Below are 22854 nucleotides of genomic sequence, written 5' to 3' on the forward strand. Positions count from 1 at the left end.
TTTTAGTATTTAATTAATTACTATTTTCGGGGAAAGTAAATTTATATGTTACGGTCCCCGTTTTTTTATTTCATTATACTGCTTTTTCTTTTTTCCTGCCAGGAAAAAAAGGCCATTACTACTAATTCAGAATCCTTACAAAACGTAGCACTTAGCTTACGAGATAAAGCAATCGAAAATAAAAACAAACAAAACTTTAATACTGCTTTTTACGAGTTCAATAAATCAAAACAACTTTTTGAAACTTTAAAAGACAGTGCCAATATTGGATACATACTTATTGAAATGGCATTCATTCAACAAGTCAATGGAGACTACTATGGAAGTAAGGAGACTGTTACCGAAGCCTTAGCTTATTATAAAAAAAGGAATGTATACACCTCTTCAATATATAATATATTAGGTGTTGCTGATAAGGAATTATCCCTTTACGATGATGCTATTTTTTATTATAAGGAATCCATAAAAGATGAGCCAGATCTTGTCGCTAAATACACGCCCCTAAGCAATATTGCTAATGTCTATATTTATCAAAAAAAATACGATAAGGCGATTATCCTTATAGAATCTATATTAAGCGAAAAAACATCAAAAAAGCTAACTCCTCAAGCATTATCAATAATTCAAGATAATCTGGGTTATTCCTATTTTAAAAACGGAATGAATGAAAAAGGATTCTATTTAATGACTGAAGCGCTCCATAGAAAAATTGAAATTAAGAATACTTATGGTAGTATTGAAAGTTATCTGCACCTGGCTGATTACTATTCCAAAAAAGACATTCAAAAATCAGATGAAAATGCTTTTAAGGCTTACAATATTGCTACCAAACTAAATAGTGTTGATGAAAGATTAGAAGCGCTTCAAATTATAATTTCAAATAATCACAGCAGTCAGCACAGCAAATATGTGCAACAGTATTTTACACTAAATGACAGCATCATTAAAGTTAGAAATAACTTTAAAAATAAATTTGCCAAAATTAAATACGATGCTAAAATAGAAAAAGACGAAAACGCAAAACTTCGTTTAGAAAAAGCAGAAAATTTATTATCCCTACAGCAAGCTAAATATTTACGGATTGTTTTTGGAATTGTTTTTATTTTTCTAGTCATTTTAATAGCCATTTTAATTCGCTATTATAAAAATAAAAACAAGGTTACAGCATTTAAAACTTCGTATAACACCGAAACCCGAATTGCTAAAAAAATCCATGACGAATTAGCAAACGATGTGTATCATGTAATTGCTTTTGCCGAATCTCAACCTCTATCTAATGAAAGTACTAAAGAGAATCTACTCGAAAAATTAGATGATATTTACGGACGTGTGAGAGGAATTTCAAAAGAGAACAATAGAATTGAAACCGGAACAGATTTTACCAACAGTATAAAAGAAATGCTTTTGGCTTTTAATACCAATGAAAGAAATATCATTGCCACTAATTTAGAAGATATCAACTGGGAAATTATTGACGAGACAAAAAAGATTACCATCAGTCGAGTTTTACAGGAACTAATGGTGAATATGAAGAAACACAGTAAGGCAAGTTTAGTGCTTATAAAATTTGAAAATGATCACAAATCTATTTTAATACACTACACGGATAATGGTGTAGGTTGCGAAAAAACGAAGATGACAAAAAATGGCCTCCAAAACATGGAAAGCCGTATTCAGGCCGTTAAAGGAACTATTAATTTTGACACAGAACCTGATAAAGGGTTTAAGGTCAAAATTTCAATACCGAAGTAAAGTGAAATTCCAAAATTTAAATTCTAAATTTTAAATTCCAAACCATCTTTAAATTCAGACTAAAACCCCAATCTCGCCAAACGGCTGTCGACTCTACTGCTTACTAAGTTAAAGTTCTACCAATAAAAAACCAAAAAAATAGTGGTCCGAAAGCAATAAACATTTGAATGAAAAATTCCAACCAAGTTGCGTTTTTAGATTCAAGGTCAAAACTGTGTTTTTTTGAAAAATACAAATGGTGATTAAATTTTTTCAATACATAGTTGTCTGCCCGTTTAAATAATATTAAAATTGATATCGGAATTAGGGACTCAAAAATAAAATTCTCTCCACTTTTCATCAGTAGAATAATTGCTAATATTATTGGAATTAGTGAAAATAATATCGATAATTTGAAATATTCAGGATTTCGCAATATTTTACCTTCTCCAACCATAAATGGGAGGATATAAATTCCACAGAATAATAAAATTAAAACTATCATTATCGTTGTATTTGTTCTAGCATTGTATCCAACGTTCGGGCACTACAGCGGGTTTGGGACTAAATTAAGATCTATTTTCGGATTTGCCGAATCTTCCAAATGCAAAACCATTTTTCCATTAAGCCTATTGCCCAAATCTGTTGTAATAGCTGTTACCAGTAGTATTTTTGTACTCATTTCTTAATTTATTTATTTTTTTTCGCTTTCAATTTTTTGATATACTCATTTTCTTCAATTAATAAATTCTAAAAGCATTTATTAAATATTAAACACATTGAAAACATAAAAAAAAGAAACGCAGAAATTAATAAAGTTATGAATTTTGAAAAAGTTTGTTGTTCAAATAGATTTAGTTTCCTTATCAATTTAACTCCAATTAAAGCTAAAAATAATGAAGCAATGATTATTAAACTTATAAGTAACGATGAATTTTCATTTAATCTGATTTCTTTAAATTCTGGAATTAAAAATATCAAACAAATTGCAGAAATAAAATAACACATAAAAAGACCAATATTTTTTTCAGAATTTGCTGGTTTACTTTCCTTGTTGGGCAAGTTGCTAAGATTTGCTATTATGTCTAGAATTTCTGAAATCATAATTTTAAAGTTCTGTTCTGCGAATATTACTGTTAACGTCCTGGTATTACAGCGGGTTTGGGACTAAAATAAGCCCATTCTTCGGATTTGCCAATCCCGATAGCTATCGGGACCAAATACAAAACCAACTTTATATTAAGCATATTGCCCAAATCTGTTGTAGCTGTTGGCAGTAGTACTTTATTTTATCATTTTTTCTTTAAGCTTTGTTTTCCATATTTCATTCCATTCATTTTTCAAAATACTCAAAATTATTGCGTCTATTCTGTTCCCATTTTGGTCTAAACTACGGCTTCTTAAAATTCCTTCTTCTGTACAACCAACTCCTTTCATAGCGTTTATACTTCTTGTGTTTTTACTGTTAGCTCCAAGTCCAATTCTTTCAACTCCTAGTTTGTCAAATGCAAAGTTGAACATTAAGTATTTGCAATTTTTATTTATACCAGTTCCTTGATATTTTTTTCCATACCAAGTGTAGCCGACTTCAATTGTGTTCATTTCCAAATCAATATTGTAAAATCTGCTGCTTCCAACATATTCGTTTGTCCTTTTATCAAAAATAATGAACGGATATTGTTTTTCGCTTTGTCTTTGATTGATAGCATTGTCGATATATTTTACTAAATTTTCTTTTCCGTTTGCACCACCAATGTTAAATTCCCAAATTTCGGGTTCGTTAATTGAAAAGTTTAAAAGATATTTAAAGTCGTCTGATTTCAAAGGTCGTAAAAGTACAGTTTCGTCTTCTAAAACATAGTCAGTTTTGTAGTCAAATTTTGTTTTACCCATTTAAATTTTATGTATTTCGGTTATCTTGATGTCGTTTTTTAGCATTATCGACAACTTGTAAATGTGTCTGACGATATCCGACTGATCTATCCTAAATCAGAGCGCTATATCTGACAAATATCAGTATTTATTTATTTTCAAATATATTATTTTCTTTTTTCAAATTGCAAAAAGGACTTTTTATTTATTACAAACTAATATTGATTAACAACAACATTTCAAAAAACTAAATCCTATATCGACTGAAATATTCATTTCAATAAGGAGTTTTTATTTTCGCACAAACCGAATCAATCTATCTTCTTTCCTCTTTGTTCTTTATTCTTCCCCTAAAAAAAAACCTCCCAGAATTTCACTTCCGAGAGGCCTCTACTAATAACTAATTAAAATGGTACTCTACTTCCAACCCCCGCCTAAGTCTCTGTAAACATGAACTGCAGCGTTGAGTTGTTCTTTTTTAGTATCGATCAGTTCTAATTTCGATTCTAATGCATCACGTTGTGTCATTAAAACTTCAAAATAATCTACTCTGGCCGATTTAAATAAATCATTAGAGACATCAATTGAAGTGTTTAAGGCATCAACTTGTTGTGATTTTAGATCATAACTCTTTTGAAGGTTATCGATTTTAGAAAGCTGATTAGATACTTCTAAATAAGCGTTTAAAATAGTTTTATCATAATTATATAAAGCCTGCAGCTGTCTTGCATTGGCACTTGAAAACTCCGCTTTAATGGCATTTCTGTTAATCAAAGGCGCAGCCAAATCGCCAGCCAAAGAATACAAAATAGATTCAGGGAACGTAAACAAATAAGAAGGTTTGAAAGCCTGCACTCCAAACGCTGCAGAAATATCAAGTGACGGATAAAATTCGGCACGAGCTACTTTAACATCTAATTTGGCAGCAACCAATTCTAATTCGGCTTGTTTAACATCAGGACGGTTCATCAGCAATTGTGATGGCATACCGGCGCTAACTGAAGCTGGCAACAACGTTAAGAAGTTGGTATTTGTTCTTTTAATTTCCTGTGGATAACGTCCTAACAAGAAATTAATTTTATTCTCATTTTCTTTGATTTGCTGTAGAATATCAAATTCCAGACTTCTTGAAGTTAAAACCTCAGCTTCAAATTTCTTTACACCCAATTCTGTTGCTCTCGCAGCTTGCTTTTGGATTTTCACAATTTCCAAAGCGTTTGATTGCAATTTGATCGTTTGTTTTACAATATCAAGCTGACTGTCCAAAGCCAATAATTCATAATAAGAATCAGCGATTTCAGCAATAAGATTGGTCACTACAAAGTTTTTACCTTCAACAGTAGCCAAATATCTGCTTACCGCTGCTTTTTTAGAATTGCGTAGTTTTTTCCAGATATCGACTTCCCAGTTAGCATAAGCAGCAATGGTGAAATCTCCAAGCGGATCAGGCGTTTCTACACCTGGTTTTATTTCTGTAGAGGCATCGCCAGCCCCTTGGCTGGTGTACCTACCTACTTTCTCTACTCCAGCTCCGGCGCGTACTCCGACAGTTGGTAATAAAAGGCCTTTGCGAACCCTAACATCATTTTTTGCTATTTCGATTTCCTGTAGCGTCATGTTTAACTCCTGATTGTTTTTCAGGGCCACATCAATCAAATCAACAAGGTTTTGATCTTTAAAGAACTCATTCCATTTTACAGTAGACGTATTGGTTGTATCCTGAGCTTTTGCAATACCAAAGGCTTCAGGAACAGGTGTGCTGGTCGTTGCCGTCTCTGCCGCTGGAGCTTTACAGCCTGCAACAGCAAGACATAGACCTACCGCAACACTATATTGATATAATTTGAATTTAGACATGATTGTTATCAATTTCTTCAGTTAATGGATTCTCTTCTTCATTTTTAACCAGTTTGTGTTTCTCTGCAATTCTTCCAAAAATGTAATACAATCCCGGAATTACAAATACCCCACAAATAGTTCCGATAAGCATACCTCCGGCAGCAGCAGTACCAATGGTTCTGTTACCAATTTTACCCGGACCAGAAGCAAATGCAAGTGGCAATAATCCGGCAATAAAAGCAAATGAAGTCATCAAAATTGGACGGAACCTCGCTTTCGCTCCTTCCATTGCAGCTTCAAGAACGGTCTTGCCGGCAGCATGTCGCTGTATCGCAAACTCTACGATCAACACGGCATTTTTACCCAGTAAACCAATAAGCATTACCATCGCAACCTGAGCGTAAATATTATTTTCTAATCCAGTTACTTTCAATAAAAGGAAAGCTCCAAAAATACCTGCCGGTAAAGAAAGAATTACTGATAATGGCAAAATGAAACTTTCGTATTGTGCAGCCAAAACCAGATAAACGAATCCTAAACAGATCAGGAATACCCAAATTGCCTGATTTCCTTGTGCTACCTCATCGGCAGAAATACCCGCCCAGTCAATATCAAATCCCCTAGGTAATTTTTTAGCCGCAACTTCCTGAATTACTTTAATCGCCGTACCGGAACTATATCCCGGAGCAGGCCCACCACTAATTTCTGTTGAGGTATACATATTATGTCTCGTAATTTCTGAAAGACCGTATACTTTTTCTAATTTCATAAAGGCAGAAAAAGGCACCATTTCATCGCGATCATTTTTCACATACAATTTCAAAATGTCATCTGGCTGTGCACGGTATTCCGGCGCCGCCTGAACGATTACTTTATAGTTAATTCCGTATTTAATGAAACTGATCTCATAGTTACTTCCCACAAGAGTTGACAAAGTGTTCATCGCATTTTCGATAGAAACTCCTTTTTGCTGTGCCAAATCATTGTCTACTTTCATCATGTACTGAGGGAAACTCGCACTAAAGAAACTAAATACGTTTGATAGCTCCGGACGTTTGTTCAATTCTTCAACAAACTCTTTATTAACCTCTTCTACTTTTTTGAAATCACCTGCACCGGTTTTATCCAGTAAACGAAGCTCAAATCCTCCTGCAGCTCCATATCCCGGTACCGCTGGTGGTTGAAAAAATTCGATATTAGCACCCGGAATATCTTTTGATTTTTCTTCCAGTTCGATCATAATTTCCTGTACCGATTGCTTACGATCGTTCCAGTCTTTTAAGTTGATCAAACAAGTTCCCGCGTTAGATCCGGTACCTTCCGTCAAAATTTCGTAACCCGCCAATGAAGAAACAGATTTAACTCCTTCAACCGTTTCGGCTATTTTTTGCAATTTCTCCGCAATATTATTGGTTCTTTCTAATGATGAACCCGGAGGTGTCTGGATAATCGCATAAAACATTCCCTGATCCTCATTTGGAATAAATCCTGAAGGTACAGTGCTACTAATCAACCATGTTCCCGCACAAAATCCAAGGAGCGCAATAATAGTTACGGCTCTTCTGTTGACGATTTTAGCTAATACATTTTGGTATTTACCCTGGGCAAGATTAAACTTATTATTAAAACCATCTATAAATCGGTTTACAGGTGTTTTCTTTTTCGGTGTTCCGTGGTTGTTTTTTAGCATCATCGCACAAAGTGCCGGTGTCAATGTCAAAGCCACAATACCAGAAAGGATAATCGCTGTTGCCATTGTAATTGAGAACTGTCGGTAAAATACTCCAACCGGACCAGACATAAACGCAACCGGAATAAATACCGCTGCCATTAAGAATGTAATCGCCACAATAGCTCCTGCAATCTCGTGCATCGCTTTTTTAGTTGCTTTCAATGGCGAAAGATGTTCCTCCTCCATCTTGGCGTGAACGGCTTCGATAACCACAATCGCATCATCGACGACGACCCCAATTGCCAAAACCAAAGCAAACAGTGTAATTAAGTTCAATGAAATATCAAAGAAGGTCATAAACACAAAGGTTCCAACCAACGAAACCGGTACCGCAATTGCCGGAATAACTGTAGATCTCCAGTCTCCTAAGAAAAGAAACACAACCAAACCAACCAAAATAAAGGCCTCAATCAATGTGTGAATTACTTTCTCAATAGAAGCATCAAGGAATTTCGAAACGTCATACGAGATTTCGTAATCCATTCCTTTTGGAAATTTCTGTTTGATTTTTTCCAGTTTCGCTTTTACATCTTCAATAACTTGATTCGCATTACTACCAAAAGATTGTTTCAATACAATAGCCGCAGATGGTCTTCCATTCAAATTAGAATAAATATCATACATCGAGCTGCCAAATTCAATTTTGGCAATATCTTTCAAACGCAAAAGTTCCCCGTTACTATTTGATTTTACAACGATATTCTCATATTGTTCTTTGGTTGTAAAACGTCCGGAATATTTCAATACATATTCAAATGCCTGAGAACGTTTACCGGAACTTTCACCCGTTTTACCAGGAGAAGCCTCCAAACTCTGACTTGATAATGCCTCCATTACCTCATCAGCAGATATTTTGTAAGCCAGCATACGATCAGGTTTTAACCAAATACGCATCGCGTATTCACGTGTTCCTAAGATATCTCCGGAACCAACTCCGTTTACCCTTTTCAATTCTGATAATACGTTGATATCAGCATAGTTGTAAAGGAACTTCATGTCGGTATTTTTATCCGTACTATAAAGATTCACATACATCAACATACTCGGAACTTCACGGGTAATCTTAACACCTTCTCTAACTACCAATGGTGGTAGTTTATTCGTAACCGAAGCCACACGGTTTTGTACGTTAATTGCTGCCTGATTCGGATCTGTACCTAAGTTAAATACTACCTGAATACTTGCTTCACCATCATTTCCGGCATCAGAAGTCATGTATTTCATTCCGGGAACTCCGTTCAAAGCTCTTTCTAATGGAATAACAACTGATTTGATCATCAATTCACCATTCGATCCAGGGTAATCTGCCGTAACGTTTACCATCGGTGGCGAGATGGAAGGAAACTGCGTGATAGGTAAATTCATCACCGACAATATTCCTAAAAAGACAATAACCAACGATATTACTATCGACAGAACGGGTCTTTGTATAAATTTATTAAACATTTTTATATTTTTTTTTATGATTAAACCATGCAACAGTTTAAAAGTGTTTCAAGTTTCAGGTTTCAAGTTTTGAACTGAACTTAAAACTTGAACTGAGGCCTAAAGCCAAAGTGAAGCAACCTGAAACTTGAAACTTAGAACCTGAAACAAAACTTCTATTCTGCTTTTACGCGTAAATGATTGATTACCGTTTGTGGAGATTGGAATTCAAAATTAATTTTGTCGTTCTCTTTTACTTTCTGAACTCCTTCAAGTAGGATTTTATCATTTTCAGTAAGTCCCGTTTTTACTACATACAAATCAGGTACTTCACCTGTAATGGTGATTTCTCTTGAACTTACTTTATTGTCTTTACCAATCACAAAAACATACTTTTTATCCTGAATTTCGTAAGTTGCTTTTTGCGGAATTACAATCGCATTTTTAAGCGGAACAAGCATTTGAACTTTTCCTGTTTCACCGTTTCTAAGTAATTTTTCTGAATTAGGGAATCTCGCTCTAAAAGCAATATTTCCGGTTTCATTATTAAATTCACTTTCGATAACTTCAACATTTCCTTTGTATTTAAAAGACTCCCCATTAGCTAAAAGTAAATTCACTTTGTTTTCTGCACGGTCTTTTACATCTGTTTGATATTGAAGATATTCAGGTTCCGAAACATTGAAGTAAGCAAACATTTGGCTATTGTCTGAAAGGCTTGTCAACAATTCACCTTCGTCGATAAGACTTCCTAATTTTAATGGAATACGGTCGATTGTTCCGTCAAACGGAGCTCTGATTTCAGTAAATGATAAATGAAGTTTTGCCAATGCAACCTCAGCTTTTGCTGATTGTAATTTTGCCTGAGCTACACTTAATTCGTTTTTAGAAACGATATTTTTATCTGCCAGTAATTTCGAATTTTGTAATTCAATTTCTACTGATTTTTGTTCAGCCTGCGCTTTCAGTAATTCAGCCTGATACATATTTGGCATAATTTTGAACAACAACTGTCCTTTTTTTACAAACTGACCTTCGTCAACATAAATGTTTTGTAGAAACCCTTTTTCCTGAGCGCGGAGCTCGATATTTCGAACAGATTTAATCTGTGAAACATACTCTTTGGTAAATGAAGTGTCGATTTTTACAGGGCTTGTCACTGTAAATTTTTCAACTTCTTCTTTTTCTTCTTTTTTTGATGTACAACTGGTTAGGCACAACAAGGCAAGCATGCCCGTTAACACGATAATTCTTTTCATGATTTTAATGGAAATTTAAGCGATTGAAATGCTTGGAATGCGATGATTCCTTGAGATGAAAAAATGCATCAGCAAGCCTAAGTCAGATCTTAAAATTTCATATAAGAAGAAGTAGAAAAAATATACATCAAAAGATATGCACGATCACAACAAAGGTGACTGATGTATATTGTAAATCAAATTCTTAATACTCGTTGAGTAATATAAATAGGATTAGATTGGCCACAAGATGAGCCGAAAATTTCAAAACGATTAAAAGATTTTACAACGATTTGACGAGAGATTGTCAAATACCAGCTATCTAATAGACTGTAAGTTGTTGCAAAAAATTTAGTACTTAAACCATCTTTAAGATCATTACCAAGACATTCTTCGTCAAGATCTACATCGGCATCTTCAATAATAGAACTTCCCTGATCTTGATTGGTGAATTTAACGCGGTGTCTTTTCTCCAGATAGTGATGAGAACTTTGATGCGTTTCAGCATTAAGATATTGCCCTCCGCCTAGCAGAAGGAAATTCATAAACACTAAAAATACTACTAACTTTCTCATTTGGGTGCGAAAGTAAGCAAAGTAATTATACAAAAAAAGAAATTTTTATAAGCTTTAACATTAAAAAAACACGAAAACGTTTTCATCGTTTTTTTGCTCAGAAATTATAATAAAACCTTAAAGATTTCTTTCAAAATCTCATAAAAAAACAATTTGTAATTAAAAACCTACTAATAAAGTTATTATAAAATCAAAATCGTAATTATTTAACGTATAACATTTTATTCCACAAAAGTGGTTAAATTACAACAGTAAAATTTCCATTATTAAAAATTCCTGATCTGATTTAATAAAAGTTTTTCCGCTCGATGCCATCCCAAATTTCTCATAAAATGATTTCTTATTGTTTCTTGCGTTACACCATACTTTTGTCAAACCTTTATCTTTTGCAAGCTTCAAAATATGATTTAATAAAAGTGAAGCAATCCCTTTTCCCTGATAGTCGACAAGCGTTGCTAATTTGCGAAACTGCATTTCATCATCAACAATAAAACACGAAACAACTGAAACTAATTTTTCCTGAGCATAAACTCCAAAATGTAGTCCGAAATCATCTTCTTCTAATTGCACAAATTCAAATGGCTGATCCGGCCACATAACTTTATGTCGAATTTCCCAGGTTTCTGAAGCTTTGATTGATGTAATTTTCATTTTATTGTAATTGCTTATCATGCAAAACAAATTTAAAGCAATTGTACCGTATTTAATTAACTGACCAAATAAATCACAGAACATTCATTATCAAAAAGATACATTAAAATAAATTCCAAATTATGATACAATTCTGATTAATAATAATTATTTTTATGGTACGTAAAACAAATAAACCCGATTATGAAAAAATTCATTTTAGCAGCATTATTATGTATTAGTGTGAATGGTTTTGCACAATTGATACAAATTGGACCTCAATTCTCTACCAATATCACTTCGGTAATTACTGATGATTTTAGCTCAAAAAGCTCTGGAACCGACGTTGGTTTTGCTGGTTTTGTAAGAGTGAATTTATTACTTTTCTATGGTCAGGGTGAGTTTGGATACTCCTCCTCAAAATTTAGTGTTTCGCAAACCGGAATTGGAGAAACCGAATATACATTGGGAGGAACAGACGCAACATTGATTGCAGGTTTTAAAATTGTTCCGTTAGGAAAAATGGGAAACATCCGGATTTTTGTTGGCTACAACTGGAAAAACTATTCTGATATAAAAGCGAGTAATAACCTCAATTACATTGCATTTGAGAACAACAACAGCAGTTTTCTTGGCGGTGCCGGTGTAGATTTATGGCGATTTACTGTAGACTATCGTTATCTTGCCGGTGTAACCGATCTCGATCCTTCTGGACGAAGTATCAAAACCGGAATTTCTAATTTATCGGTAGGCTTTAAATTTTTATAAAACTTCTAATAAAACAAAAGGGAATCAAATGATTCCCTTTTGTTTATTTTACTTTGCTGTAAAATCTTTCAAGATTATCAGCTTTTATTTTCTCAACACCGTTTTCAGTTTGCTTGGCAATATTGATTACATGTAAGATATCTGAATCTTCATTTAAAGAGCAATTCCAAATAGTTCCATCAGACAAAATAATGGCCGAAAACAAGGCATCTGATACGTCATTATTATAATACTTTAAATCTTCCGATTTGATAAGCTTTTTTGCTTTCGTTTTAGTGTCAAATTCATAAAACAAAATCTGATTATGAGTAATCTCAACTAATTCTTCTACCGCATTACTAGTGGCTGTATTACCAGCATTTACAGACCAAAGTGGTTGATCTCCATTCATTTTCCAGGTCCCGATAACTTTCTCCAAAGTGCTTTTTCTAAGCATAATTTTTAAAGTATCTACTTTTTTAATTGACTCTTTTCCCAGCTCATTTTCAGGTTTAATTTTAGAAGCAATAGAAAACAAATCAAGTGCTTTTACGAAATCAGCTTTCTTGTAGCAGGAAACGGCCAATTCGTATCTTGTTTTTTGAAATGCAACCTTTGGATCGTTCTGAGCAATCATCGTGTATGAGAATAGTAGGACAAGAAAAATTAGTGGCTTTTTCATTTGTAGGTATTATTTTGTTTTTTGCAAAAGTACATTGTTCGGACTTAACTATATTATACCATTCCTTATTTATATTACGAATACTGAAATTTTAACATATTAAAATAATTAAAACAGGCGCTAGAAGGTTATTTCGATAAATTATCCGTAATCATTGTTAAAACCCTACACAATTCTTCCAAAAAAAAATTAAAGCCTAGTTTAAAACGCTTTTAAAATTTGCATTGCTTTTTCTGTATCATTTTTACCAACAAAAATATGGTCATGATAAAATGCCGCAACCACATTACAGCTAATTCCGGCGTCTGAAAGCGCTTTTGAAAAAGCTGAGGTCAATCCCACCGCTTCTAAAGAAGAATGTACAGAGAGCGTTATCCAGGACATTGTTATCGAATATTCTAAATTCAATTTTACTGCAATTTCTTTTTTAAGAATTAAGGTTATCGCTTCTTTTTCCTTAAAAAACATTTCAACTTCATCTAAATTAAAATTTCCTAATTGATCAACTTTACAAAAAACATAATCTCCTTCATTATGTTCCGGCTTCATACTCTTTAGCAATAGTTGTAGATCTTTTTCTCCAGACATTTTGAGTTGGGTTAAATTATTTCAATTTCTCTAATTTCCCTTTTGTTTCAGGAAAATTTTTATCGAGAATCAATACCTTTTCATAGCTTAAGATTGCATTTTTCTTATCTCCACTGGCTTCATAAAAATCTCCAAGTGAGTCATAAACATTTGGACTGTTAGGATAATTGGAGACATTCAATTTAAATAAGTAACCTGCTAAATCCATATCTTTTTTACCAAGAGACTGATATGCATAAGCGTTCGCTGTATTTTCGGGAATACTTACTTTATATCCTAAATGTTTTGAAACCTCTTCGAAATGCTTTTCAATTTTAGTTAAAACATCTTTATTGAAATTAATTTGTTCCGGGATCGAAAGTTTTAGCTGATTGAATTTGAAAATAGAACGAAGCCCGTCGTAAGTCGCAATTAAAGGAACTGATCCGTGATTATCATCATTGTAGTATTTATAATGATAATTCAGCTTACTTTTTTTGCCCTGTTTCAGGAAATCATTAAAATCCAAAATTGATCTAATATGTCTGGTAAACACAGTAGTATCTTTTCTAACTTTTACAATATCCATTGTATCATCCATCGTGTTGGCTGCGGCTAAAAACAAGGAAATATTATCTAAGCTTTTAGTGGTCAGCTTTTTTTGAGTCTCTGCTAAGAACTTCTGGTGGTCCCACCACATACTCGGATCGATCGCAATATAAGAGTTGAATAAATTGGAATGATTTGTCAAAATATTTATTGCAGTTAATCCCCCGAAAGAATGACCAATTAAGGTTTTATAAGATGCGGTTGGGTATTTTCCATCAATATACGGAATCAGCTCTTTTTCAAGAAATTCAGCAAACTTTTCACCACCACCCGATTGCTCACTTATATTTTGAGGAACAAACGGAAGATCAACATCTGAATGTGTCGGAGTCAAATCGCGACTACGATTTGTGTTGGTAATGCCTATCACAATCATTTCCGGACAAATGGTATTTCCGTTTATTTCACTCAATTCCTCGATCATGCCTACAACTGAGCTAAAATGAGCATCTCCGTCCAACAAATAAACTACAGGATATTTTTGTTTTGCAAAACCAACATTCTGAGCACTTCTTGGAAGATGAACCCAAATTTTTCTTTCCTCATTTAAGACCTTCGAGGAAATACTGTCGATAGTACCAATTTGAATGTTGTTTCTGTTCTGAGCAAACCCAAAACTAACAATCATTAAAAAAAATAGTACAATCTTAAACCCCAATACACACTTAAAATTATTGTTTTTCATAAATTGGTTTAGTTTAATGCTTTTTAATACTAAAAATAAAACCGCCTTTCTCAATGAAAAAGGCGGCTTAGAAATTAGTTAATTTTACTTCAATTCTAAATTATTATCTTTTGGTGTGGCATCCATAAAAATACCTCCATCTACTGCAATCTGTTTAATTTGTTTCTTGTTCTTCAAAGTAATCGTTGCCAGCTTTTGATTGTTTTCCCATACTGCCGGAGTTTGATGAACGGTTTCTTTCGAACCATCTGCATAAACAATAGTAAGGTCAAACGGAATCGCAAAACCACCAACATTTTCTACAGAAACTGTATCCTTAGCAACATTTTTAACTGATATATCAATATAGTTATTAGTGAAAAACCAATTATTAAAGAACCAATTCAGATTTTTTCCTGAAGCTGTATTCATAGAGTTGAAATAATCCCATGGAATTGGGTGTTTTCCGTTCCAATTCTCCATATAAGCATGTAGTGATTTTTTGAACAAATCATCGCCCAGCATATCTTTTAAAGCCAGATAAGAAAGAGAAGCTTTTCCATAAGAGTTATTCCCATAACCAGCATCCGAAACCTGAGAAGACATTGAAATGATAGGCTGATCTTCTTCAGTAGAAGGATCTTTTATATAATATTCTACTCTAAATTGTTTGTAGAATTTATCCGCTGCTTCCTTACCATGTTCTTCAATTCCAATTAAATATTCAAAAGTAGTTGCCCAACCTTCATCCATAAAAGCGTAACGCGTTTCGTTAATTCCCATATAAAAAGGAAAATAAGTATGTGCTACTTCGTGATCTTGCACTAGTTGAGCAAATTTAGCATCTCCCATTTGAGAATCGTTACACATCATTGGGTATTCCATATCAGCAAATCCCTGAAAAGCGGTCATTTTTGAAAACGGATACGGAATTCCAGGCCATTTGTTTGAAAAATAATCCAAAGCATATTGGTTGTTTTTTACAGAAGCTACAAAATCAGTTCCTTTTACATCATACGCTGCCTGAACGCTGGCACGACGATTTGTCTTTTTGTCTACTAAAACGCTGCTTGCATCCCATAAATAATGATCACTCAATCCGAAACAAACGTCTACAATATTTTTAGCTTCAAATTTCCAAACGTTCCACTCATTTTGTTTGGTTACAGCACCGCTTTTCATTTCTTGTTCGTTAGCAATATGCATCACTTCATTAGCGGTATACGACTTTTTCAGTCGAGCAGCAAATTCCGGCTGTAAAACCTCATCAGGATTCAATAAATCTCCGGTTGCATAAACAACATAGTTTTTTGGAGCCTTAACCGAATAGGTATAATCGTTAAAGTCGTTATAAAATTCCTGACGATCAGTGTGGGGTAATCTGTCCCATTTATTATAATCATCGAAAACAGAAACACGAGGATAACTGTATGCTACAAAAAACGTGGTCTCGTCAATTTGTCCTTCTCTCCCGCTCTCTTTAGACAATGGATAATTCCAATCAATATTAAGGGTAACTTTAGAATGTGGAGGTACAGGTTTTTTCAATTTTACATTTCCAACTGTTCCCCATTTTCTTCCATCTTCCTTATAGGTTTCATCTGCAATTTTTAAAGATGTAATAGTTAATCCGTCACTTAAAAAATCCTGGCTTACATTCCCGCTTCTTGGCGAAGATGGTTTGTGAAGATTATTTACAAAACGAATTGGAAGATTTCTTAAAGTATCATTACTGTTGTTTTCGTAAATAATGGTTTCTGTTCCGCTTACGATTTTTGTTTTGGCATCAACAGTAATTTCCATGGTATATTTTCCATGATTCTGCCAATAGTTTTTCCCTGGCTTTCCGTCCATTGAACGGGTCCCTTTAGCATAGGCATCTTTTATATTTCGTGGCATATACAGTTCCTGTGCAATGCTGTTTTGTGCAAGAAAAACAAATGCAACTACCACTAATTGAAGTAATTCTTTTCTCATAACTTGTTTTAAGATTTTGATGATTTAATATTGATTATAATATTAGTGGTTTTTTTTAACGTAATGTTACAACTCGCTCTAAAATTATACTTTTTGTTATGTTGAGTGTCACTTAACCGCAATGTTCGCAAGGAATTACGCAAAGGTCGCAAAGCTAATTTTTTTTACTCATTGGCTAGAATTTCACGCAAAGCCGCAAAGTTAAATAACTTAGCGGCTTTGTGCCTTTGTGGCAAAAAACTTAACAACTTAGTATCTCAGAATCTTAGTAACTTAGAAAAAAAGAAAAACCGTCTTTCTCTGGCGAAAAAAGACGGTATCTACAATTAATATATAACCTTAATAACTACAAAATATAATCGGTGTTAATGAAGTTCGATTCTTTGCTGTTTAGCAATTCCTGCAGAATTTCATTGTTATAAGCGATATCTTTTGAAGCCACGAACGTACGGATTGAGAACGAACGCAAAGCATCCGGAATACTTAAAGTTCCTACAGCCGAATCTTTACGACCTGTGAATGGGAACGCATCCGGTCCTCTTTGACAAGAACTGTTGAGGTTTACCCTGCAAACTAAATTTACCAAAGCATCAATAAGCGGTGCCAAAGTTTTAATATCTTTTCCGAACAAACTTACTTGCTGACCGTAGTTTGATTCGGCCATATCTTCAAGAGGTTCACTGATATCTTTAAAAGAAATAACTGGTACTACTGGTCCAAATTGCTCTTCATGATATACTCTCATCTCTTTATTTACAGGATATAAAACTGCCGGAAAAATAAAATTGTCCGTATGTTTTCCCCCTTTTTCATTTAGGATTTTTGCGCCTTTATGAACGGCATCATCAATCAATCCCTGAATATAAGCTGGTTTATCTGTTTCCGGAAGCGGTGTCAGAGAAGCATTTTTATCCCATGGATTTCCAAATCCTAATGCATCTACTTTTTCAGAAAAACGTCTGTTAAATTCTTCTGCTATAGATTCGTGAACATACAATACTTTCAAAGCAGTACAACGCTGACCGTTGAAAGATAAACTTCCTGCAATACATTCCTGAATAGCCAAATCTAAGTCGGCATCCGGTAAAATAATCGCAGGGTTCTTTGCTTCCAAACCTAAAATCAAACGCAGTCTGTTTTTATTTGGATGCTGATCCTGCAAAGCAATCGCCGATTTACTGTTTCCAATTAAGGCCAAAACATCAATTTTACCCGATTTCATGATCGGAGAAGCTACTTCACGGCCACGTCCGTATACGATATTAATAACCCCTTTTGGAAAACTGCTTCTGAAAGCTTCCAATAAAGGTGATATACATAAAACACCGTGTTTAGCCGGTTTAAAAATTACAGTATTACCCATAATCAAAGCCGGAATCAATAAGGAGAAAGTTTCGTTAAGCGGATAATTGTAAGGTCCAAGACACAAAACAACGCCAAGAGGTCCACGACGAATCATAGCGTTTACACCCTGTACTTTTTCAAAGTGTGAACTACGTCCGTTTAGTTCCTTATAACTGGCAATAGTATCCTCAATATATTCAACCGTTCTGTCAAATTCTTTTTGAGAGTCGCCAAGGTTTTTTCCAATTTCCCACATCAAAAGTTTCACCACTTCTTCGCGGGTTTGCTTCATCTGTCTTACGAAATTTTCCATGCATTTAATACGGTCCACCACTTTCATAGTCGGCCATAAACCTTGTCCTTTATTATAAGCAGCATTGGCAGCTTCAACCACTTCAGCAGCTTCTTTATCTGCCATAAACGGAATTGACCCTAATAATGTTGGCGTATATTTTTCTGTAGAAGAAATAGTCGAAAACACAGGTGTGGTTTGCCCTGTCCATTGTTTCAATTCTCCATTTACAAGATAAGTATCTTGATTAATCAGGTTTGTAATCTGATATTCTTCAGGTATTAAACTCATAATCTGGTAATTTATAGTTTGGTTATTAATAGCATTTTAAACGAAAAAAGAGGCTTTTTCTTGCCTCTTCTTCTATTTTATGGATTCACAGTATCCCCTTCCCAGTCCAAAATTCCACCAAGCAGATTATAGGCATTATTTATACCTAATTCATTCATAATCTGACATGCTTTGGCACTTCTGGCTCCAGAACGGCAATACACATAATAGTTTTTGTTTTTATCTAACTCTTCGATTTCATAAATAAAACCCTGACCTTTATTGATGTCAATGTTTACGGCATTCTCGATATAACCGTCATTAAATTCGTCTTCAGTTCTTACGTCCAGTATAACTGCATTCTCGTCAGCAGCAAGCTGATTAACCCAATCTTCTTGTGATAAATTCATAATAAATGTGTTTTTGTAAAATTACGACGTTTCTATTAATTAAAAACGTGCCAAATGCGATTTCGATTATTATTCTCAGAAAACGTTTTAGAGAAAGTATTATAATCAGTGAAACACAAATTTACTCACTATTTTTAAAAATACACCCTAGAAAATCGATAGAAAATAGGATTTTTTCATTTTCATAAAATACTGTCAAATATGATTTTCTGATAATTTATACCATTTCAATCTGCTATCTTTGTATTAAATGAGATGTTTTAATTTCATTTTGATAAAAAGGTAGCCACGAATTCACGAATTAATTATTGAAAATCAGCAGCAAAAAATTCAACATATAGAATTTTAAATTTCACCATTAAGATATTAAGAAAATTAAGGCTCTCCTGCTTAATTTTCTTAATAGGCAATCTGCTGACAGATTACATGCGCACCTAAAGCTTAATTTCCTTAATATCTTAATGGTAAAAAAATATTTTTCATGTTTAAAAACCCACCAATGCAAAATACCTTAAAAAATATATTTCCGAATTTCTCCAACGAGCTCCTTTCGACTATCGAAGAAAACGGAAGCGCTCAGGATTTTAAAGCCGGAACCATTTTAATGCGAACCGGACAATACATCAAAAACACGGTTTTAATTACCAAAGGAAAAATCAAAATCTACCGCGAAGGCGAAGATGGCGGCGAGTTTTTAATGTATTATTTACAACCCGGACAAGCCTGCGCCATTTCGATGATCTGCACCGCCAAAAGCGAAAAAAGCCAAATCATGGCCAAAGTTGTCGAAGATGTTTCGGTTATGATGATTCCACTGCAAATGATGGACAAATGGATGATGGAGCACCGTTCCTGGTACGAATTTGTAATCGAAACGTATCGAAGCCGTTTTGAAGAAGTATTGGAAGTTGTCGACAATATCGCCTTCCGTTCCATGGATGAACGTTTGGAATTCTATTTAAAAAGACATTCTGATGCCTGTGGCTGCTCTGAAGTTAAATTATCACATCAGGAAATCGCAACCGAATTAAACACCTCAAGAGAAGTCATATCCAGATTACTTAAAAAAATGGAACAAAGAGGTTTGGTCAAACTCAACCGCAACCAAATAGAGCTTTTGATCAAAAATTAAACATTTAATTTTTTATTTTTTCACCATTAAGATATTAAGAAAGTTAAGTTTTGTGTGCATGTAGTCTGCAAGGATAATACTTAGCAAAGAAAATTAAGCAGTTAGTCTTAATTTTCTTTGCTAATCTTTAAAACACAAAGAAGCTAAACTTAACTTTCTTAATATCTTAATGGTAAAATAATTTTTCACAATCCTTATGTGATAAATGTTACTGTAGATTTCTTTTTATCAAACCACCTTTGCATAAAAACAAAGGCAATGGAATATCTGGGTTATTTTGCTTCGATTATTATCGGGATTTCGCTGGGCTTAATTGGCGGTGGTGGATCAATCCTAACCATTCCAATTTTAGTGTATTTGTTTAAAGTAAATCCGGAGCAGGCAACTTCTTATTCTTTATTTATTGTTGGGCTGACTGCAATGTCTGGCAGTTACAGTCATTATAAGATGGGAAATCTTAAGCTTAAGTCGGCGTTGTATTTTGCTATTCCTTCTGTGATTTCGATTTTGATTATTCGCGAAGTTATTTTTCCGCAGATTGCTTCTACTTTATTTTCAATTGCTTCTTACTCTGTATCTAAAGATTTTCTGATTATGATCATCTTTTCGGTATTGATGATCACGGCGGCGATTTCGATGATTCGAAAAAATCAACCCGAAATAAAGGGTGCCGAGACAAATTATATTCAACTCAGTTTTATAGGTTTCATTGTCGGAATCATAACCGGATTTCTGGGTGCCGGTGGCGGATTCTTAATTATTCCTGCGCTTCTCTTTTTTGCCAAATTACCCATGAAACAAGCCGTTGGGACTTCCTTATTAATTATTTCAATTAACTCTTCAATAGGATTTGCAGGCGATTTATACATCGGAACTCCTATCAATTATCCTTTTTTATTAGGCGTTTCCGGCATGGCACTTCTCGGAATGGTATTAGGAAGCCAGCTTTCTAAAAAAATTGACGGAACTAAATTGAAACCTATTTTTGGCTGGTTTGTTTTGGTAATGGGGTTTTATATTATTACTAAAGAGGTTTTGTTTTAAGGATTTTTTGGTTTCTCGCAGATTTTGCAGATTCGGCAGATTTTTATTTTATCATATAATTGTATTTTAGTTTTTAGCATTTTGGCTGTGGCGAAAATATACACAAAATATGAGCTTCAAAAACTAATTATATTCGTTTTGCATTATTAATTTTAATCATTACTGAATCCATATCCTTAATCCAATTTATTAATTCAGGATCTATCCAATTTATTATTTGAGTAATTGAATTATAAACATCTTCTACATAACTAAAATCAATATTGTTTCCATTGAAACAAATTGGTTCATTATGATTAATCCGATTTCTAAATTCTCTAATTTTATTCAATCTGTCGCATACCTGAATTCTTCCAATACCGGAAGGTAAATGATTGAAAATTTGTATTGGCCTGCCACGTAAAATTCTATAATGTGATAGTTCAAATAAATTTGTCCAAAATCCTAAAGTTTGATCAGCAATTATTTTGCCACTGGTTACAGGAATTCTAATTCTTCTAAATCTATTTTCGGATTTTTCAACAGATGTTTTTAGGTAATCATTTGTGACAATTCTTCTGGTACGATGATCTAGATATGTTAATGAAGGATCAATCATAAATCCGTTTTTTTGATTAATTATCCAATCAGGATCTACAAAATACCCAGCCAAAATTATATTTATTTTGTTTCTCAATATAACTTCTAATATCCCTAGAATTGGATGAAAGGATTGAGATATTTTTAAATTTGCTTTATATAACTTAACAGATTTTGTTGATATATATCCAGTAGCTATTTGATATCTTTCAATTCGGGAAGGGGAAAAATATAGTTGAACTTTTTGAAATCTCATTTGTAAGATTAATATTGTTATTTGCAAACATAAAAAAAAGTTCTTACATTTGTACCATGATACTTAATAAAGCCTCTTGCCTATGGTAACGTAATTAAGTTTAAGAAATGCAAAGAGCCACTTTTTTAGTGGCTCTTTTTCATTTAATGTAAATATTTTTTTCAATGCTCCCCATACCCAACATCATCCATCTTCCCACTAAAAACACGATACTGAATAATAAAATAAACAATCACTAAAAACAAAGCGATAAAAAACCAGCTTAGGCCAGCGTTCAATCCGTATTCTCCAGCAGCAGTGTTGTAAATCGTTAAGGACGGATTTACATTATTCGTCGAAGGCAAAACATTCGGAAAAATAGAAACGGCTGTTGAAGCGAATCCTCCCACTAAAAATAAGGTCGAGAATATAAAGGCCTGACCGTCTTTTTTGAAGGAACGCACTTTAAACAATCCCAAAATACCAACAAAAGTCATGATTGGAAAAAACCACAAAATTGGATTTTCAATAAAATTATGAAAAGGCTGAGGTTCGATAAAATGCCAGATTTGTAAGGAGATGAAAACTAAAACCAGTAAAACAATATTCAATTTAAAAACCACATTTTTAAGCTGCGTATTTAAAGACGAATTGGTTTTAAAGATAATCCAGTTGGCACCATGAATCGTTAATGCCACAACACTCACAATTCCGAGGAAAAGCGTAAACCAATCTATAATTCCCAATTCATTTGCCTGCGGACTAAAGGTCGGATTCCATAAAGGCAAAAAGAAAAAATGAGCTTCCTGCGTTGAAACGCCATTTTGCACCATTCCGAGGTTGACACCGCGAACAATATTTCCTAAAGCAATTCCGAAGAACAAAGCCAAAAGCAAACTCGCAATTCCAAAAGCTTTATCCCAAATCGCTTCCCACATTGGATGATGTACCTGACCTCGCATTTCTAAACCGATGGCGCGGAAAATTAACAACCATAAAATCATAATCAACGGCAAATAAAAACCGCTGAAAGAAGAAGCATATAAAGTTGGAAAAGCGAAAAACAAAACACCTCCGGCTGCAATAATCCAAACTTCGTTGGCATCCCAAAACGGACCGATTGCACTTGTAATTGCTTTTTTATCTTTTTCTGTATTGGCAAAAAACAAGTGAATTATTCCTGCTCCAAAATCGTAACCGTCTAATACAATATAAACGGCCAGAATTCCCATTAAAACGACGTACCAAAAAAATTCCATA

General features: G+C 33.9%; 20 protein-coding genes. 5 read left to right on the plus strand and 15 right to left on the minus strand.

Translation table 11 applies throughout. The features are described 5' to 3' along the window. Positions 1-45 precede the first annotated feature (45 nt). Complete coding sequence (locus tag BUA98_RS12160) at positions 46-1752, plus strand: tetratricopeptide repeat-containing sensor histidine kinase (RefSeq protein ID WP_072972833.1); 1707 nt, start codon at positions 46-48, stop codon at positions 1750-1752. A gap of 526 nt (positions 1753-2278) precedes the next feature. On the opposite strand, the gene BUA98_RS22585 is transcribed toward BUA98_RS12160, so the two are convergent. Beyond that, positions 2279-2413 carry a hypothetical protein gene (locus BUA98_RS22585; protein ID WP_262987435.1) on the minus strand — a complete coding sequence of 45 codons (135 nt, stop codon included), beginning with the start codon at positions 2411-2413 and terminating at the stop codon, positions 2279-2281. Positions 2414-2551: 138 nt separating this feature from the next. On the opposite strand from BUA98_RS22585, the gene BUA98_RS22285 reads away from it, so the two are divergent. Further along, on the plus strand, positions 2552-2734 hold the full coding sequence (locus BUA98_RS22285; RefSeq protein ID WP_139257012.1) for a hypothetical protein: 183 nt from the start codon (positions 2552-2554) through the stop codon (positions 2732-2734). Between the two features lie 281 nt (positions 2735-3015). Here the strand turns inward: BUA98_RS22285 and BUA98_RS12175 are convergent, their stop codons facing one another. From BUA98_RS12175 to BUA98_RS12200, 6 genes are all read right to left on the minus strand, one after another. Next, positions 3016-3624: a GNAT family N-acetyltransferase gene (locus tag BUA98_RS12175; protein WP_072972838.1), complete on the minus strand. Its 609-nt coding sequence runs from the start codon at positions 3622-3624 to the stop codon at positions 3016-3018. A 396-nt stretch (positions 3625-4020) separates the two neighbouring features. Further along, positions 4021-5460, minus strand: a complete 1440-nt coding sequence (locus BUA98_RS12180) for a TolC family protein (protein WP_072972840.1) — start codon at positions 5458-5460, stop codon at positions 4021-4023. Then, complete coding sequence (locus tag BUA98_RS12185; RefSeq protein ID WP_072972841.1) at positions 5453-8620, minus strand: efflux RND transporter permease subunit; 3168 nt, start codon at positions 8618-8620, stop codon at positions 5453-5455. The genes BUA98_RS12180 and BUA98_RS12185 overlap by 8 nt, the downstream gene beginning before the upstream one ends. A 155-nt stretch (positions 8621-8775) precedes the next feature. Further along, entirely contained in the window at positions 8776-9858 is a 1083-nt protein-coding gene (locus BUA98_RS12190; RefSeq protein ID WP_072972843.1) for an efflux RND transporter periplasmic adaptor subunit, read from the minus strand. Positions 9859-10034: 176 nt separating this feature from the next. Continuing rightward, positions 10035-10382 carry a hypothetical protein gene (locus BUA98_RS12195; protein ID WP_244279199.1) on the minus strand — a complete coding sequence of 116 codons (348 nt, stop codon included), beginning with the start codon at positions 10380-10382 and terminating at the stop codon, positions 10035-10037. 273 nt (positions 10383-10655) lie between these two features. Continuing rightward, positions 10656-11084 carry a GNAT family N-acetyltransferase gene (locus BUA98_RS12200; RefSeq protein ID WP_244279200.1) on the minus strand — a complete coding sequence of 143 codons (429 nt, stop codon included), beginning with the start codon at positions 11082-11084 and terminating at the stop codon, positions 10656-10658. A 162-nt stretch (positions 11085-11246) separates the two neighbouring features. Between BUA98_RS12200 and BUA98_RS12205 the strand changes: the two genes are divergently transcribed. After that, positions 11247-11810: a porin family protein gene (locus BUA98_RS12205; RefSeq protein WP_072972847.1), complete on the plus strand. Its 564-nt coding sequence runs from the start codon at positions 11247-11249 to the stop codon at positions 11808-11810. Positions 11811-11853: 43 nt separating this feature from the next. Here the strand turns inward: BUA98_RS12205 and BUA98_RS12210 are convergent, their stop codons facing one another. The 6 genes from BUA98_RS12210 to BUA98_RS12235 form a co-directional block, all read right to left on the minus strand. Next, positions 11854-12471 carry a hypothetical protein gene (locus BUA98_RS12210; protein WP_072972848.1) on the minus strand — a complete coding sequence of 206 codons (618 nt, stop codon included), beginning with the start codon at positions 12469-12471 and terminating at the stop codon, positions 11854-11856. Between the two features lie 201 nt (positions 12472-12672). Further along, positions 12673-13059, minus strand: a complete 387-nt coding sequence (locus BUA98_RS12215) for an ACT domain-containing protein (RefSeq protein ID WP_072972850.1) — start codon at positions 13057-13059, stop codon at positions 12673-12675. 16 nt (positions 13060-13075) lie between these two features. Then, entirely contained in the window at positions 13076-14332 is a 1257-nt protein-coding gene (locus BUA98_RS12220) for an alpha/beta hydrolase-fold protein (RefSeq protein ID WP_072972851.1), read from the minus strand. Positions 14333-14416: 84 nt separating this feature from the next. Continuing rightward, positions 14417-16288, minus strand: a complete 1872-nt coding sequence (locus tag BUA98_RS12225) for a M1 family metallopeptidase (RefSeq protein WP_072972853.1) — start codon at positions 16286-16288, stop codon at positions 14417-14419. A 346-nt stretch (positions 16289-16634) separates the two neighbouring features. Continuing rightward, entirely contained in the window at positions 16635-18215 is a 1581-nt protein-coding gene (locus tag BUA98_RS12230) for an NADP-dependent glyceraldehyde-3-phosphate dehydrogenase (RefSeq protein WP_072972854.1), read from the minus strand. Between the two features lie 77 nt (positions 18216-18292). Further along, positions 18293-18604, minus strand: coding sequence for a rhodanese-like domain-containing protein (locus BUA98_RS12235; RefSeq protein ID WP_072972856.1), 312 nt, complete (start codon positions 18602-18604; stop codon positions 18293-18295). Positions 18605-19103: 499 nt separating this feature from the next. Here BUA98_RS12235 and BUA98_RS12240 point away from each other — a divergent pair, with 499 nt between their 5' ends. Together BUA98_RS12240 and BUA98_RS12245 are read left to right on the plus strand one after the other, a co-directional pair. After that, positions 19104-19736 carry a Crp/Fnr family transcriptional regulator gene (locus BUA98_RS12240; RefSeq protein ID WP_072972858.1) on the plus strand — a complete coding sequence of 211 codons (633 nt, stop codon included), beginning with the start codon at positions 19104-19106 and terminating at the stop codon, positions 19734-19736. Positions 19737-19994: 258 nt separating this feature from the next. Continuing rightward, positions 19995-20780 (plus strand): sulfite exporter TauE/SafE family protein, encoded by a 786-nt coding sequence (locus BUA98_RS12245; protein ID WP_072972859.1) that lies wholly within the window; start codon positions 19995-19997, stop codon positions 20778-20780. A 127-nt stretch (positions 20781-20907) separates the two neighbouring features. Here the strand turns inward: BUA98_RS12245 and BUA98_RS12250 are convergent, their stop codons facing one another. Then, positions 20908-21615: a hypothetical protein gene (locus BUA98_RS12250; RefSeq protein ID WP_072972861.1), complete on the minus strand. Its 708-nt coding sequence runs from the start codon at positions 21613-21615 to the stop codon at positions 20908-20910. 161 nt (positions 21616-21776) lie between these two features. Next, the gene (gene cydB, locus BUA98_RS12255) at positions 21777-22853 is read right to left on the minus strand and encodes a cytochrome d ubiquinol oxidase subunit II (protein WP_072972862.1); all 1077 of its coding nucleotides are present in this window, start codon (positions 22851-22853) and stop codon (positions 21777-21779) included. Between the last annotated feature and the right edge of the window lies 1 nt (position 22854).

Origin of the sequence: Flavobacterium saccharophilum, assembly GCF_900142735.1 — a bacterium.
Taxonomy (GTDB): domain Bacteria; phylum Bacteroidota; class Bacteroidia; order Flavobacteriales; family Flavobacteriaceae; genus Flavobacterium; species Flavobacterium saccharophilum.